This is a genomic window from Lutibacter sp. (genome assembly GCF_033723435.1).
Taxonomy (GTDB): Bacteria; Bacteroidota; Bacteroidia; order Flavobacteriales; family Flavobacteriaceae; genus Lutibacter.
The window spans coordinates 61441-78089 of the sequence record NZ_JAWVXC010000006.1; the positions used below are offsets into that span (position 1 = coordinate 61441).

18 protein-coding genes and 5 tRNA genes are annotated in these 16649 nt (G+C 30.8%); 2 read left to right on the plus strand and 21 right to left on the minus strand.

The features are described from left to right. Positions 1–63: 63 nt before the first annotated feature. From rplL to R3342_RS09955, 21 genes are all read right to left on the minus strand, one after another. On the minus strand, positions 64–438 hold the full coding sequence (rplL, locus tag R3342_RS09855; RefSeq protein WP_318939868.1) for a 50S ribosomal protein L7/L12: 375 nt from the start codon (positions 436–438) through the stop codon (positions 64–66). Between the two features lie 46 nt (positions 439–484). Further along, on the minus strand, positions 485–1000 hold the full coding sequence (rplJ, locus tag R3342_RS09860) for a 50S ribosomal protein L10 (RefSeq protein ID WP_318939869.1): 516 nt from the start codon (positions 998–1000) through the stop codon (positions 485–487). Between the two features lie 20 nt (positions 1001–1020). Beyond that, positions 1021–1710: a 50S ribosomal protein L1 gene (gene rplA / locus R3342_RS09865; RefSeq protein ID WP_318939870.1), complete on the minus strand. Its 690-nt coding sequence runs from the start codon at positions 1708–1710 to the stop codon at positions 1021–1023. Positions 1711–1723: 13 nt separating this feature from the next. Continuing rightward, on the minus strand, positions 1724–2167 hold the full coding sequence (gene rplK / locus R3342_RS09870; RefSeq protein WP_318939871.1) for a 50S ribosomal protein L11: 444 nt from the start codon (positions 2165–2167) through the stop codon (positions 1724–1726). Between the two features lie 69 nt (positions 2168–2236). After that, positions 2237–2788, minus strand: coding sequence for a transcription termination/antitermination protein NusG (gene nusG / locus R3342_RS09875; protein ID WP_318939872.1), 552 nt, complete (start codon positions 2786–2788; stop codon positions 2237–2239). 15 nt (positions 2789–2803) lie between these two features. After that, complete coding sequence (secE, locus tag R3342_RS09880) at positions 2804–2992, minus strand: preprotein translocase subunit SecE (RefSeq protein ID WP_318939873.1); 189 nt, start codon at positions 2990–2992, stop codon at positions 2804–2806. A 15-nt stretch (positions 2993–3007) separates the two neighbouring features. Then, a tRNA-Trp gene (locus tag R3342_RS09885) sits at positions 3008–3080 on the minus strand. 61 nt (positions 3081–3141) lie between these two features. Beyond that, positions 3142–4329, minus strand: coding sequence for an elongation factor Tu (tuf, locus tag R3342_RS09890; RefSeq protein ID WP_318939874.1), 1188 nt, complete (start codon positions 4327–4329; stop codon positions 3142–3144). Positions 4330–4386: 57 nt separating this feature from the next. Next, a tRNA-Thr gene (locus R3342_RS09895) sits at positions 4387–4458 on the minus strand. A gap of 8 nt (positions 4459–4466) precedes the next feature. Further along, positions 4467–4542 (minus strand) — tRNA-Gly (locus R3342_RS09900). A gap of 42 nt (positions 4543–4584) precedes the next feature. Then, positions 4585–4665, minus strand: a tRNA-Tyr gene (locus R3342_RS09905). Between the two features lie 18 nt (positions 4666–4683). Further along, positions 4684–4757, minus strand: a tRNA-Thr gene (locus R3342_RS09910). A gap of 99 nt (positions 4758–4856) precedes the next feature. Continuing rightward, positions 4857–5156 carry a ribosome hibernation-promoting factor, HPF/YfiA family gene (gene hpf / locus R3342_RS09915; RefSeq protein ID WP_318939875.1) on the minus strand — a complete coding sequence of 100 codons (300 nt, stop codon included), beginning with the start codon at positions 5154–5156 and terminating at the stop codon, positions 4857–4859. A 6-nt stretch (positions 5157–5162) separates the two neighbouring features. Continuing rightward, the gene (locus R3342_RS09920) at positions 5163–6047 is read right to left on the minus strand and encodes a tyrosine-type recombinase/integrase (protein WP_318939876.1); all 885 of its coding nucleotides are present in this window, start codon (positions 6045–6047) and stop codon (positions 5163–5165) included. A gap of 75 nt (positions 6048–6122) precedes the next feature. Continuing rightward, a complete protein-coding gene (gene rpsU, locus R3342_RS09925; RefSeq protein ID WP_318939877.1) occupies positions 6123–6320 on the minus strand; it encodes a 30S ribosomal protein S21 in 198 nt (65 codons plus the stop codon). A 91-nt stretch (positions 6321–6411) separates the two neighbouring features. Next, positions 6412–7797, minus strand: a complete 1386-nt coding sequence (locus tag R3342_RS09930; RefSeq protein WP_318939878.1) for an alpha-amylase — start codon at positions 7795–7797, stop codon at positions 6412–6414. A gap of 172 nt (positions 7798–7969) precedes the next feature. Next, positions 7970–9127 carry an acyl-CoA dehydrogenase family protein gene (locus R3342_RS09935; RefSeq protein ID WP_318940093.1) on the minus strand — a complete coding sequence of 386 codons (1158 nt, stop codon included), beginning with the start codon at positions 9125–9127 and terminating at the stop codon, positions 7970–7972. A gap of 38 nt (positions 9128–9165) precedes the next feature. Continuing rightward, positions 9166–10029 carry a helix-hairpin-helix domain-containing protein gene (locus tag R3342_RS09940; RefSeq protein ID WP_318939879.1) on the minus strand — a complete coding sequence of 288 codons (864 nt, stop codon included), beginning with the start codon at positions 10027–10029 and terminating at the stop codon, positions 9166–9168. Between the two features lie 13 nt (positions 10030–10042). Further along, positions 10043–11632, minus strand: a complete 1590-nt coding sequence (locus tag R3342_RS09945; protein WP_318939880.1) for an alanine/glycine:cation symporter family protein — start codon at positions 11630–11632, stop codon at positions 10043–10045. 114 nt (positions 11633–11746) lie between these two features. After that, on the minus strand, positions 11747–12742 hold the full coding sequence (locus tag R3342_RS09950; RefSeq protein WP_318939881.1) for a potassium channel protein: 996 nt from the start codon (positions 12740–12742) through the stop codon (positions 11747–11749). Positions 12743–12745: 3 nt separating this feature from the next. Next, entirely contained in the window at positions 12746–12973 is a 228-nt protein-coding gene (locus tag R3342_RS09955) for a PspC domain-containing protein (RefSeq protein WP_318939882.1), read from the minus strand. A 105-nt stretch (positions 12974–13078) separates the two neighbouring features. On the opposite strand from R3342_RS09955, the gene uvrA reads away from it, so the two are divergent. Next, positions 13079–15904, plus strand: a complete 2826-nt coding sequence (gene uvrA, locus R3342_RS09960) for an excinuclease ABC subunit UvrA (protein WP_318939883.1) — start codon at positions 13079–13081, stop codon at positions 15902–15904. Positions 15905–15932: 28 nt separating this feature from the next. After that, on the plus strand, positions 15933–16643 hold the full coding sequence (locus tag R3342_RS09965) for a TIGR00730 family Rossman fold protein (RefSeq protein ID WP_318939884.1): 711 nt from the start codon (positions 15933–15935) through the stop codon (positions 16641–16643). The last annotated feature ends 6 nt before the right edge of the window (positions 16644–16649 follow it).

Here is a 16649-nt window from a genome sequence, read left to right on the forward strand (position 1 = left end):
AATGGTCTAGGTCTAAGTTATTAACTCAGACCTAAACCCGTATTTGTTTTTGAGCTGCTAAGCTTATTTAAGCTCAACCTCAGCTCCAGCTTCTTCTAATGACGCTTTTAAACCTTCAGCTTCGTCTTTAGAGATACCCTCTTTAATTGGAGCGGGTGCACTATCAACAATACCTTTAGCTTCTTTTAATCCTAAACCAGTTAATTCTTTAACTAATTTAACAACTGCTAATTTAGATTGTCCTGCTGCTTTTAAAATCACATCAAATTCTGATTTTTCTTCAGCTGCTGCTTCTCCTCCTGCTGCTGGACCTGCTACTGCTACTGCAGCTGCAGCTGGTTCAATACCATATTCGTCTTTTAAAATATTAGCCAACTCATTTACTTCTTTCACTGTTAAGTTAACAAGTTGTTCTGCGAAATCTTTTAAATCTGCCATTTCTCTTTGTTTAATTTTTATTATTTAGTTTATTAGTGCTCTTTGTTTATTTTTCTGATAATGTTTTTATAATACCAGATAATTTATTACCTCCAGATTGTAATGCTGAAATAACATTTTTAGCAGGAGATTGTAATAAGGAAATTACGTCTCCAATAAGTTCTTCTTTAGATTTTATGTTAACTAAAGTCTCTAATTGGTCATCACCAACATAAATTGCTTCTTCAACATAAGCTCCTTTTAATAAAGGCTTATCAGATTTTTTACGAAATTCTTTAATTACTTTTGCTGGTGCATTACCAGTTTCTGATAACATTAATGAAGTATTACCTTTTAAAATACTTGGTAAATCTCCAAAATCCTTATCTGACTTTTCCATTGCTTTTTCAAGCAATGTATTTTTAACAACTGCTAATTTTACGTTAGCTTTAAAACAAGCTTTACGTAAATTAAATGTATCTAGTGCATTTAATCCTGAGATATCTGCTAAATAGATTATGTTTCCTTCAGTTAACTGAGTTGTTAAAACTTCTATTACTTGTGATTTTTCTTCTCTCGTCATAATTATAAGATTTAACTAGGTTAAACTGATTTAGCATCAATACTTATTCCAGGACTCATAGTGCTTGATAAGTAAATACTTTTAATATACGTTCCTTTAGCTGTAGTTGGTTTTAATTTAATTAAAGTATGAATTAATTCTTCAGCATTATCCATAATTTTATCTGCATCAAATGATGCTTTTCCAATTGCTGCATGTACAATACCTGTTTTATCAACTTTAAAATCTATTTTACCAGCTTTTACTTCTGTTACTGCTTTAGCTACATCCATAGTTACAGTACCTGTTTTTGGGTTAGGCATTAAACCTCTAGGTCCTAAAATACGACCTAATGGACCTAATTTACCCATAACACTTGGCATAGTAATAATCACATCAACATCTGTCCAGCCATCTTTTATTTTTTGAAGATACTCGTCTAGTCCTACATAATCAGCACCTGCTTCTTTTGCATCTGCTTCTTTGTCTGGAGTAACTAATGCCAATACTTTAACATCTTTACCTGTACCATGTGGTAATGTAACAACACCTCTAACCATTTGATTGGCTTTTCGAGGGTCAACACCCAATCTAACAGCTAAATCAATAGATGCATCAAAATTTACATTAGTAATTTCTTTTACTAAAGCTGAAGCATCTTTTAAGCTATAAGATTGATTTTTATCTACCTTAGCTTGAGCTTCTTTTTGCTTTTTAGTTAATTTTGCCATATTAATAACTGTTTTATTGTTTTACAGGAGCTGTTCCTTTTACATTAATACCCATTGAACGAGCCGTACCTGCCATCATAAGCATTGCAGATTCTATAGTAAATGCATTTAAATCTACCATTTTATCTTCAGCTATTGTTCTTAATTGATCCCAAGTAACTGAAGCTACTTTGCTTCTGTTTGGTTCTGGTGAACCTTTTTTTACTTTAGCTGCTTCTAAAATTTGCACCGCTGCTGGTGGAGTTTTTACAACAAAATCAAAAGATTTATCTTTATATACAGTAATTGCTACTGGTAAAACTTTTCCTTGTTTGTCTTGAGTTCTAGCATTAAATTGCTTACAGAACTCCATAATATTAACTCCGGCAGCACCTAAAGCAGGTCCAACTGGTGGTGACGGATTTGCCGCACCTCCACGAACTTGTAATTTTACAACTTTACTTACTTCTTTTGCCATTTTTAAATGTTTAATTAGATATTACATTTTGTTGGAAGCGAATTGCAATATCAAAATTTATTGTAACAATTATGAAATTTTATCTACTTGCATATAACTTAACTCTAATGGTGTTTTTCTTCCGAAAATTTTAACCATTACTTCAAGTTTACGCTTTTCTTCATTTATTTTTTCAATAGTTCCATCAAATCCGTTAAATGGTCCGTCAATTACTTTAACTGTTTCTCCTACTACATATGGTATAGCAACATTTTCATTTTGAACAGATAATTCATCCACTTTTCCTAACATTCTATTAATTTCGGATCTTCTCATAGGAACTGGATCTCCTCCTTTTACTTCTCCTAAAAAACCAATTACACCTGTAATAGATTTAATTATGTGAGGTAATTCTCCACTTAAATTAGCTTCAATCATTACATATCCTGGAAAATAAACTCTTTCTTTATGAATTTTTTTTCCATTACGAACTTGAATCACTTTTTCTGTTGGTACTAAAACACGATCAACATAATCTGTCATCCCTAAACGTGCAATTTCATTTTCAATATAAGTTTTCACTTTATTTTCTTGCCCGCCTATGGCTCTAACCACATACCATTTTTTTACAGAATCAGTCATAATCTATATTACTAATTAAAATAGTTTAAAATATTCTCCTAAACCTGTTTGAAATACTTTATCTACAAGAAATACTGCCAAAGCAAACAAAATTGTAAATATTGCAACAACTGCAGTAGATTTTTGAGCTTCTTCCCAAGAAATCCAAGATACTTTATTGCGTAACTCTACAAATGAGTCTTTAATATATTTAACTAAGTTCATATTTTTATTTATTTGCACGGGTGGAGAGGCTCGAACTCCCGACACCTGGTTTTGGAGACCAGTGCTCTACCAACTGAGCTACACCCGTAAATACAAGGTGCTCCTCTATAAAGAGCACCTTTATATTCACTATATTTTAGGCATACTAATTAGTCTAACATTTCTGTTACCTGACCAGCTCCCACTGTTCTACCACCTTCACGAATTGCAAAACGTAAACCAACGTTTAATGCAATTGGTTGATGTAATTCAACAGTAATTGTTAAGTTATCACCTGGCATTACCATTTCAACACCATCAGGTAAATTAATTGTACCTGTTACGTCAGTAGTTCTAACATAGAATTGTGGACGGTAGTTGTTATGGAATGGTGTGTGACGACCACCTTCTTCTTTTTTAAGAACATAAACTTCTGCTTTAAATTTAGCATGTGGAGTTACTGAACCTGGTTTACAGATTACCATTCCTCTTTTTATGTCTTCTTTTGCTATACCTCTTAATAATAAACCTACATTATCTCCTGCTTCTCCTCTATCTAATATTTTACGGAACATTTCAACACCAGTAATAGTTGATGTTAATTTTTCAGCTCCCATACCAATAATATCAACTGCATCACCTGTGTTTGCAACACCAGTTTCAATACGACCTGTTGCTACAGTACCACGACCAGTAATTGAGAAAACATCTTCAATTGGCATTAAGAAATTTTTATCTACATCTCTTTGAGGTAACTCAATCCAAGTATCAACAGCATCCATCAATTCCATTACTTTTTCAACCCATTTAGGTTCCATATTTAAAGCTCCTAAAGCTGAACCTTGAATAACAGGAGTATTATCACCATCATATTCATAGAATGATAATAAATCTCTAATTTCCATTTCAACAAGCTCTAATAATTCTTCATCATCAACCATATCCACTTTATTCATGAATACAACTAATCTAGGAATACCTACCTGACGACCTAATAAGATATGCTCTCTTGTTTGAGGCATTGGGCCATCAGTTGCAGCAACTACAATAATAGCACCATCCATTTGAGCAGCACCAGTTACCATGTTTTTTACGTAATCCGCGTGACCTGGACAGTCAACGTGTGCGTAATGACGATTTGCTGTTTGGTATTCTACGTGAGCCGTGTTAATTGTAATACCTCTTTCTTTTTCTTCTGGAGCATTATCAATTTGGTCAAAGTCTTTTATTTCAGAAAGACCTTTTTCTGCTAATACTTTAGTAATAGCAGCTGTTAAAGTTGTTTTACCGTGGTCAACGTGTCCAATTGTACCAATGTTTAAATGTGGTTTGGATCTATCAAAATGTTCTTTTGCCATGATTATTAATTTTTAAATCTTAGTTATATATAGTGTTAAATTTAATTCTTTTTTATGAGCCAATGACGGGATTTGAACCCGTGACCTCTTCCTTACCAAGGAAACGCTCTACCCCTGAGCTACACCGGCCTGAAAAATGGAGCGGGAGACCGGGCTCGAACCGGCGACAGTCAGCTTGGAAGGCTGAAGCTCTACCAACTGAGCTACTCCCGCAATATTTTTTCATCATTAGTTTATTATCTAAACTTATTAATGTGGTGAGAGGAGGATTCGAACCTCCGAAGCTTGCGCAGCAGATTTACAGTCTGCCCTCGTTGGCCACTTGAGTATCTCACCATTCTTTTCAAAGACCTGAGCCGATAGAGGGACTCGAACCCACGACCTGCTGATTACAAATCAGCTGCTCTAGCCAGCTGAGCTACATCGGCATTTTACTCCATAAAAGAAGCCCGCTATTTCTAACGGACTGCAAATGTATTAAAGTTTTTATTTTTAAACAAACCTTTTATACGTAATTTTTAATAATTTTATTTAACTCTGATTTTTTCCTTTTTTTTAGCTAATTGTCTCTTTAAAGAATCAACAGCTAACATGGTACCTTCTTCAAAGGTTTTACCTTGTTTCTTTACAACAATATCATTGCCTGGTACATTAATTTTTATTTCAACATTCTTATTTTCCTTTTCGCTTGTTTGCTGTACTTTTAAAAACACTTCTGAATCCACAATTTTATCATAGAATTTTTCTAAACTATTTACTTTTTTTTCAACAAAATCAATCAAATCTTTGTCCGCATTGAAATTAACAGATTGTACATATACTTTCATAATAAATTAGTTTTTCTGACTCCTTGGATGAGCCTGGTTATATATTTCTTTTAATTTACCCAAACTACTATGGGTATAAATTTGAGTGGATGCTAAACTAGAATGTCCAAGTAATTCTTTTACTGCATTTAAATCCGCTCCTTCATTTAATAAATGTGTTGCAAAAGTATGTCTAATAATATGTGGACTTTTTTTAACTTTTGTGGACACTTTACTAAAATAATTATTTATTATCCGATACACAAGTGTATCGTATACTTTTTTACCTTTTAAAGTTACAAATAAATATGGTTCTTTTGTGTTGATTTTTAAACGATAATTCAAATATTTTTGAATATTGTTTTGTACTATTTTTAATAACGGAATATAACGTTCCTTGTTTCGTTTACCTAAAACTTTAACAGTTTCATTATCAAAATTAATATCGGTTATTTTTATATTAATCAGTTCTGATCTTCTAATTCCTGTGGCATAAAATAATTCAACAATTAATTTATTTCTAACAGATTCAAAATCATCTTCATCATTTGTTTTTAAAATTTCTAAAATTTCCTTTTCCGAAAAAGGCACTTGTACCGTTTTAGCTACTTTTAAAGGTTGATGATTAATTAATGGATTAGCTTGAATTTGATTGGTTTTTTGAAGAAACTTATAAAAAGATTTTAAACTAGAAACTTTTCTGTTAATGGTTCTATTTGAAATTCCTAATTCTACCAAACTAACAATCCATCTTCTTATTTGGGAATAATTGACACTACTAATTTCTTGATTTTGATATTCTTCATTACAAAATTCTTGAAAAGAATTCAAATCATTCTTGTACGCAATAATAGTGTGTTTGGAATATTTTTTTTCTAAGTTTAAGTAATCTAGAAAATAAGTTATAGTCATAAAAAAACCATTAATACTCAAAATTACAAATTGTAATTTATTTATACTAATGGTTTAACTGTTTTTGGCTAAATTTTAACCTTGCTCTTCTGCTGTTCTTAATTTTTGAACATATTGAGCTTTTATGTTTTGAGCACGTTTTGTTACTGAAGGCTTATTGAATTGTTTACGATTTCGTAAATTCTTCATTGTTTTTGTACGGTCAAATTTTCTTTTGTAACGTTTTAACGCTCTATCAATATTTTCTCCGTCCTTTACTGGTATAATTAACATAATTTAGCACCTCCTTTCAAATCGTTCTTTTTTTAATTTTTGGACTGCAAAGATACAATTATTTTTTAATTTAAAATAGTTGTTTTATTTTTTATTTTGGAGACCACACTGAGTAGCCTTTTGGTGGTGCCTGAATTTTTACCCATTTACCAGATTGTGTTACTGGCTCCCATGTAGAATTACCTGTATAATCCTTTATTGTAGTATTTGACCAATTAGTTTCGACCCAGCGCTCTTGCCAATAATTTGAATTATTTATATAAACTACTAACCCTGCGTTATTATAGCCATTTCTTCGAGCAACATACTCATCAGTATCCGTATATAAAATATCTGTTGTGCCTCCTGCCAAATTATTATGAATCCAAATCAAATTATTTAATTTGTTTTTATCTAGCCATTCTTCATAATCTCTGTAAAAAATTGTTGGATAACCTTCATGAGTTAAAATATATGCATAAGCTAACATTTTTCCGTTATAAATTTCATCAGTATCATGGTTAGCCACAAAAGTTACTGCTTTACTAGCATTGCGTTTCCAAAGCATATCATCATTTAATTTATTTAAATCATTTCCATCAAAGGCATCATTCATTTTATAATAGCAAGCAAAATCAAATGCGCTAGCTTGTGATTGACTTGTCCACCAATCTAAAGTATTTACATTGGAATCCCAATATTCACCAACCGCAAAGCCACCTACTTCTGTATCCCAATCTTTTACAACCCAAGGAGCAAATCCCTTTACATAATCAAAACGCCAACCATCAAAACCTATAACATTTTTATAATATTTAGCTACGGATTCAGAACTTTTCCATAACCAGTTTTGCACATTTGGTTGATCATGACATAAATCTGGAAAACCTCCAAATGCACCAGAATCATTATTATGAATTCCATTTGGATGAAAATCATTATATGTTCTGTTAAATTTTCCTGATAAAGGGGTGAAATTTGTCCAAGTACTAGTACCTGTATAAGGATTAATTTCGCTATTTCCTCCACTATTATGATTAATAACAATGTCAGCAATCACACTTAGTTTTGCTGTATGAGCAGTGTTTATTAAACTTTGTAACTCTCCTGAAGAACCAAATCGAGTTTCTATACTTCCCATTTGATTATATTGCCCAAGATCAAAATAATCATAAGGATCATATCCCATAGAAAAAGCTCCATTTTGAGCTTTAGAAGCTGGAGGCAACCATATAGCATCTATACCTGCATCGCTCCATGCCTGAACTTTTCCTTTTATGGTATTCCACCAAACTCCTCCAGCTGGAACATCCCAGTAAAAAGCTTGCATCATAACTCCTGAGCCTATAGGTTTTAAACCAGTTCTTGCAGAAGTTTGAGTTGTTAATTTAACATTGTTTTGTAATTGGGGTAATTCTTCTAAACTTTCTTTAGAACAACTTACAAATAAAAGAGCACTAAAAAGTGCTACTTGGAAATAAATTTTTAGGGGTTTCATAATTTATATTATTAATTTTTTGTTAAAATAATGCTTTTTAATGAGGGTGTATTGTATCAAATTTTACGAAAACGTTTTAGTGTTAAAAACTCGCTTTATTATCAATTATAATTCCATAAAAAAACATCTTAAAATATTTTAAGATGTTTTTAATATATATTTAATTATAAACTTATGTAGCCGGCTTATAGCTTTTTTTGTCAATAACCATTTTAGCTATAATTTCTCGCAAAATTTCCGAAGTTCCTCCTCCAATTTGTCCTAGTCTGCTATCTCGCAACAATCTAGCCATCGGATAATCTTCCATATATCCGTAACCACCTAACAGCTGAAGACATTCATTAATAACTCTATCCGCTATTTTAGTAGAAAGTAATTTAGACATACTTGCTTCTTTAACAATATATTGTCCGTCCTTCATTCTCTGAGCAATTGAGTAATTAAACTCTTTACTCATTTCTACTTCACTTGCCATATCAGCTACTTTATGACGTAATGCTTGGAAACTATCTAAAGTTTTTCCAAATGCTTTTCGTTCAGACATATATTGAATGGCATAATTTAAAGCGTATTCTGCTCTAGCATGTGCATTCACCCCCATAACTAATCGCTCTAAAGCAAAATGACTCATTAAATATGCAAACCCTTTACCCTCTTCGCCTAATAAATTTTCTGCAGGAATAGTAACATTATCAAAAGCTATTTCAGCAGTATCTGAAGCTCTCCAACCTAATTTATCTAATTTAGTTGCAGAAATACCTTTAGTTTCTCTATCTAAAATAAAGATACTAATTCCTTTTGTTCGAGAAGAGGTATCTGTTTTAGCTGTAACAATTAAATAATCTGAATAATATCCATTTGTTATAAACGTTTTTGAGCCATTAATTACATAATTATCTCCTTTTTTAACTGCAGTAGTTTTCATTCCTGCAACATCACTACCTCCATAAGGCTCTGTAATACACAAACACCCTATTTTATCTCCATTAATACTAGACGTTAAATATTCATTTTTTATTTTTTCAGATCCTTCGGTGTTTAAATGTGTCATTGCTAAATAAGTGTGTGCCCACATTGCCGCTGCAAAACCTCCTGAATTTACTTTTTGCAATTCTTCTAAAAAAATTACAGTATAAAAAACATCTAATCCTAATCCACCATATTTTTCAGGATAATTCAAACCAAAATAACCCATTTCACCAAATCTTTTCCAGATAAAACGTTCTATATTGCCTGTTTTTTCCCACTTATCAATATGTGGAACTACTTCTTTATTTAAAAAATCTCGGAAACTTTGTCTAAATGCTTCGTGTTCTTCAGTAAAATACATCATTGTAAATTAATTGTAGCTTATTAAATTATTTTACGCTAATTAGCATCCAAATATAAGGCGATTAAATTAAATTTGTCCAACGGAAAACCATCAATTTTTTTTAATTCCTCAATAGATTGAATTTCAGCAACTTCATCTCTATAAGAAATTATTTTTTTAGCTAAATTGTAATTAATATACACGTTTTTGGCTAGCTCTCCAGCCGTTGAATTATTAACATCTATTTTTGATATTATTGGAAGTTTTTTTACTTGAAATCTCCGTAAAACTTTATCTGCAACTTCTTTATCTAAATACCATACTTCATAAAGTTGTTTATTAAAAGTGAAACCTTGTAATTTATTTCGATATTTTACAATTCTCTCCGATAACTTTTCTCCAATTCCATTCACCTTTTTAAAATCGGAAACTGTTGCTGTGTTAATATCTTTTATTTCAATATTTTTTGAATTTACAATTTTAAGTTTACTAGAATTTCTCTTTTTAATTACCCAATTTGGAAATTTAAAATAAGGACTAATCGTTTTAAGTAAACTATCTGAAACCCCAGTAATATTCTGAAATTCTTTTGTTGAATTTACAAATTTTCCTTGCTTTCTAAAAGCTAATAACTTATCAATTTCTTTAATTGAAAGTCCTAATTGATATCCTTTGAAATCGGAAATATAGTTTGGATTAAAAGGATATATCTTTTTAGAATTTAACTTAACCTTTTGCAAAGAGTCCATTTGCAAAGTAAAAGCCTTTAATTCTTTTGCCGATAAATTACTAGAAATTTTATTTGGAGAAAAATTTACAAAATAGACTATTAATTGAAGTGAAACAATAATTCCAATTAAAACAAAAATCCCACTTTTTTGATACTTATTGTACTTAAAGTGGGATTTGAAAAAATTCATGTCTTAAAAGCTTTTAGGACTTAACTTTTATTGCTTTTAAATATCTATTTAATTCTACCTTAATTTTAGGAGATAAAATGATTACACCTATCATATTTGGAACTACCATTGCAAAAATCATAGCATCCGAAAAATCGATTACAGCACCTAAACTTATTGAAGCTCCAATTATTACAAATAATAAGAATAAAATTTTATAAATTAAATCGGTTACTTTTCCTTTTCCGAATAAAAATTTCCAACCTTGCATTCCATAATAAGACCAAGAAATCATTGTAGAAAATGCAAATAAAATTACTGCAATAGTTAATACAATTGAAAAGTGTGGAATTACAGAATCAAATGCTGATGCAGTTAATTCAACACCTTCTTTAATTTCAATTCCATATTCAAAATAACCACCTTTAATATTAGTTATTACTAAAACTAAAGCTGTCATTGTACATATAATTACCGTATCAATAAACGGCTCTAACAAAGCTACAATACCTTCACTAGCTGGATATTTAGTTTTAACAGCAGAGTGAGCTATTGCTGCAGAACCAACTCCTGCTTCATTAGAAAAAGTTCCTCTTCTAAAACCTTGAATTAAAACTCCTATAAAACCTCCTGTTATCCCTGCTGGTGAAAAAGCTCCGTTAAAAATTAAACTAAAAGCTTTTGGCACTAATTTAAAATCTAATACTATAATTACTAATGCTGCTCCAACATAAATAACTGCCATAAATGGTACAATTTTTTCTGTAACAGAAGCTATTCTTTTTATTCCTCCAATAATAACAACAGCCACAATAATGGCCATTACTATACCAAAGTATAAACCAGCATTAGCATTTGTTAATTGAAATAAATCTACAAATTGAGCTGCTGCTTGATTAGCTTGAAACATATTTCCTCCTCCAAATGATCCTCCAATAACCATTACAGCAAAAAATACAGCTAGTACTTTTCCTAAACGTCCTAATCCTTTTTCTTTTAATCCTTTGGTAAGATAATACATTGGCCCTCCATATACTGTTCCATCTGGGCCAACATCTCTATACTTCACACCTAATGTACATTCTGCAAATTTTGAAGCCATACCTAACAACCCGGCTAAAATCATCCAAAAAGTAGCTCCTGGACCCCCAATTGAAATTGCTACTGCAACACCTGCAATATTTCCTAAGCCAACTGTAGCAGATAATGCAGCAGTTAAAGCTTGAAAGTGAGTAACTTCTCCATGATGACCTTCAACTTTTATAGTTTCTGGTAAATCTCCATCCACTATGGTTAAATCATCTTCAGAAGGATGTACATCTTGAGCTCCTTTTTCATCAATATCATCATAATCTCCTTTAACAACCTTTATTGATGTTTTTAACAATCTTATTTGAGCAAATCTAAACGTTAATGTAAAATATATTGCGCCTCCTACTAAAACAAATAACACCCAAGGAATTCTAACGGTATCTGTAAAAGGAATAGCATAAAATATACCATGTACAAACCATTCGGTATAAGCTCTAAATGTGGTATCTATTTTTTCTGAAGTACTTGGTTCTTGTGCAAATGTTACAATTGGAAGTAAAATTGCTAGTAGCGATAGTATTTTTTTCTGCATAGTGTTCGAGGTAGTTTTTTAAAAATCGATGCAATATGGTAAAAAAATGAGCATACCGCAAATTTTTAATCATAAAGTTACAAACCTAATAACAAAAACAACTTTTTATAATTGTTATAGAATTTCGCGTAATTTTTGAATTTGATTAGGTCTACCAAGAACAATTAAACTTGAATGCGGAACAAGTTTTGTAGTTGCCTCTGGGTTTACCACATAATTATCTCCATCTGTTTTAAAGCCTATAACATTACAACCTGTTCTTTTTCTTAAATCTAAATCTAAAATTGTTTTATTTTTAAATTCTTCTGGCAAATCATCAATTGAAACCTCTTCTAAATTAGTTTCGCATTCATTAGATATATTCAATCTATCCACAAACTCAACTAAATTAGGAGTTACAACTAATGATGCCATATGCATACCTCCTATTTTATCTGGCATTATAATATTGCTTGCTCCTGCAATTAATAATTTCTTATAAGAAGTTTCGCTAGATGCTCTACTTATTATGGTTAAATTTTTATTTAATTGTCGAGCAGATAATACTACAAATAAATTATCTGCATCCGATGGTAAAGCGGTAATTAAACTTTTTGCAGTATTTAAAGATGCTTTTTCTATTGCTTCATCTTCTGTAGCGTCTCCTTCAATAAATAAAATATTATCTTGATCTAATTCTTCTATTAAAGCTTTATCTTTTTCAATTACTACTACAGGCATATTAAATTGCTTTAATTTTGCTACAGCTTGTCTTCCATTTCTGCCATAACCACAAACCACAGAATGATTTTCTAGTTTATTAATTTTTTTTTGCACCCTTTTATACTTTAAATTTTGAAATATTTTTTCATTTGCAATATATTCTGTTAACGAAGTAACAGCATATACATAAACTATTAAACTAATAATTATTAAAAATATAGTAAATAATTTACCTGCTTGAGTTAGTTGATGTATTTCACCAAAACCAACTGTTGACATGGTAATTATGGTCATATAAAACGAATCAATAAACGATCCATTTTCTATAAACACATATCCAATTATACCAATTGCAATAACAAAAAACAATAATAATAACGATATATGAAATTTAGATTTTGGTCTCATCAATTATAAATCAAAAACAGAACTTCGTTTGGTGTAAATCATATCTTTTAATCGTAATAAAAAAGCTAACGTTAAATAAATTCCAAACGAAAAACCTAAAGTTACAAACGATATGTAAATAAAAAATAATCGAACATTAGACACATTCATTCCTAACCTATCTGCTAATCTTGAAGAAACAGCAAAACCGTGTTTTTCAAAAAAATGACGTAATGATTCTATATATTTCAAAAGAGTAAATTTTTAACGCAATATACTAATTTTCAAAATAAGACATCAACATTAGCCTAAATTTTGGTTTCATTTTTTTAACTTTGCGTTTTTGCAAAAAACTGAATGGCAACTAACGAAGAATATATAGAAGTTTTTGGAGCACGGGTACACAACTTGAAAAATATTGATGTACGAATTCCTAGAGAAAAATTAGTAGTAATAACTGGTTTAAGCGGTAGTGGAAAATCTTCATTAGCATTTGACACCATATATGCTGAAGGTCAACGAAGGTATATTGAAACTTTTTCAGCTTACGCTAGGCAATTTTTAGGAGGATTAGAACGACCTGATGTAGATAAAATTGAAGGACTTTCTCCGGTAATTTCAATTGAACAAAAAACTACTAATAAAAGTCCACGTTCTACCGTTGGTACTATTACTGAAATTTATGATTTTTTAAGACTCTTATTTGCTAGAGCTTCTGATGCTTATTCGTATAACACCAATAAAAAAATGGTTAGCTATAGCGATGAGCAAATAAAAAATTTAATTTTAACTGAATTTGATGGTAAAAAAATTGTGATTTTAGCTCCCATTGTAAAATCAAGAAAAGGGCATTATCGTGAGCTGTTTGAACAAATTAGTAAACAAGGATTTATTCGTGTTAGAGTTGATGGAGAAATAAAAGAGCTGGAAAGAGGAATGCGATTAGATCGATATAAAACTCATGATATTGAAATTGTTATTGATCGTTTATTAGTTAACAAATCTTCTGAAAAAAGATTAGAAGAAACAATCACAACAGCTTTATATACAGGAGATAACGTACTTATGTTAATAGAACACAACTCTGAAACACCAAGGTATTTCAGCAGAGATTTAATGTGTCCTGATACTGGTATCTCTTACCCAAATCCTGAGCCAAATACTTTTTCATTTAATTCTCCAAAAGGAGCCTGTAAAACTTGTAACGGATTAGGAAAAAACAATAAAGTCAACATAAAAAAAATAATTCCTGACAATAGTATTTCCATAAAAAATGGAGGAATAGTTCCACTAGGAGAACAAAAAAATAGTTGGATTTTTAAACAGCTTCGATTAATTGCTGAACGCTATAATTTTGAATTAACCGATCCTATTTCTAAAATTCCAAAAGAAGCATTAGATACCATTTTAAATGGTGGAAATGAAAAATTTGAAATTGCATCAAAAACCTTGGGAATTACCCGTAATTATGAAATAGATTTTGAAGGTATTATTAAGTTTATTGAAAACCAATATAAACATAGCGAAAGTAGTTCTATTAAACGTTGGGCTAATAATTTTATGGATGAAATTCCTTGTGAAACGTGCCACGGAAATAGACTTAGAAAAGAAGCTTTATATTTTAAAATAAACAATAAAAATATCTCCGATCTTGCTCATTTAGATATTCAGGAATTAGCAAAATGGTTTTCAAAAATTGAAGAAAAACTCTCAGAAAAACAACTCAAAATAGCTTCTGAAATTTTAAAAGAAATTAGGACAAGAATTCAGTTTTTATTAGATGTAGGTTTAGGTTATTTAACACTCGATAGAAGTTCTAAATCTTTATCCGGTGGTGAAGCACAACGCATTAGATTAGCAACTCAAATTGGTTCTCAACTAGTTGGAGTTTTATATATTTTAGATGAACCAAGTATCGGTTTACATCAGCGAGATAATAAAAAATTAATTAATTCCTTAATAAATTTACGCGACATAGGTAATTCTGTAATTGTAGTGGAACATGATAAGGAGATGATTGAACATGCCGATTTTGTTTTAGATATTGGTCCAGGAGCTGGTTTACACGGAGGAGAAATTGTAAGCGAAGGAAATTTTCAACAATTAAAAAAACATAAAACCTTAACCGCTGATTACTTAAACGGAACCAAAACCATTGAAATTCCAAAACATCGAAGAGATGGTAATGGAAATCAAATTACACTTTATGAAGCTTCCGGAAATAATTTAAAAAACGTAACCGTTAGTTTTCCTTTAGGTAAAATGATTTGTGTTACAGGTGTTTCTGGAAGTGGAAAATCTACATTAATTAACGAAACCTTATACCCTATTTTAAACCATCATATTTACAGAGGTGTAAAAAAACCAATGCCTTATAAAAATATTGAAGGGTTAAATTATGTGGATAAAGTTATTGCTATTGACCAGTCTCCTATTGGTAGAACCCCACGTTCAAACCCTGCAACATACACAGGTGTTTTTGGTGAAATTAGAAGCCTGTTTGCTAAAACAAGCGAAGCATCTATTAGAGGTTATAAACCAGGAAGATTTTCTTTTAATGTTAAAGGTGGAAGATGCGAAACTTGTCAAGGTGCAGGTGTAAAAGTTATTGAAATGAATTTTTTACCGGATGTTCATGTAGAATGTGAAACTTGTCAAGGAAAACGATTTAACAGAGAAACTCTAGAAATTAGATATAAAGGAAAATCTATTTCTGATATTCTAAATATGACCATTAATGTTGCGGTTCAATTTTTTGAAAATATACCTAAAATACATAGAAAATTAAAAACCATACAAGATGTTGGCTTAGGATATATAACTTTAGGTCAGCAATCTACAACATTATCCGGAGGCGAAGCCCAACGAATAAAATTAGCATCGGAATTATCAAAAAAAGATACTGGAAACACTTTTTATATTTTAGATGAACCTACTACTGGACTTCATTTTGAAGATATAAGAGTACTTATGGAAGTTCTAAATAAGTTAACTAACAAAGGAAATACCGTTTTAGTAATTGAGCATAATTTAGACGTAATAAAATTAGCCGATTATATTATTGATATTGGTATGGAAGGAGGAAAAAAAGGCGGTACAATTGTATGCCAAGGAACGCCAGAAGAAATTGTTAAACACAATAAAAGCTACACTGCTAAGTTTTTAAAAAAAGAATTAACTTAGCCATTCGCTTTAAAAAAAAATCATAAAAATGACTAAAAACGAAGAAAACAAAATTCGTGAAAAGTTTAAACAAAAAACTTGGAACGAAGTAAAAACTAATGACTCTTGGGCGATTTTTAAAATTATGGCAGAATTTGTAGAAGGATTTGAGCGTTTGAGTAAAATTGGACCTTGCGTTACTATTTACGGATCTGCACGTACAAAGCCAGATCATAAGTATTATAAATTAGCTGAAAATATTGCCTATAAACTTACCAAACACGGTTACGGAATTATAACTGGTGGTGGTCCTGGAATTATGGAAGCAGGTAATAAAGGTGCAAAACGTGGCGGTGGAACATCGGTAGGATTGAATATTGAATTACCACATGAACAACATGAGAACCCTTATATAGATGATGATAAAGTTTTAGATTTTGATTACTTTTTTGTACGCAAAGTAATGTTTACTAAATACTCTCAAGGCTTTGTTGCTATGCCAGGTGGATTTGGTACTATGGATGAACTTTTTGAAGCAATCACTTTAATTCAAACGAAAAAAATTGGAAAATTTCCAATTGTTTTAGTAGGTGTAACTTTTTGGACTCCTTTAATTGATTGGCTTAAAAACACACTAATTGAGCAAGGAAATATTAATAAAGAAGATTTAAACCTGTTTTCTATTGTGGATTCAGAAGATGAAGTTTTAGAAGTTATTGATACATTTTATAACAAATACAAATTTAGCCCAAATTTTTAAAAGCCC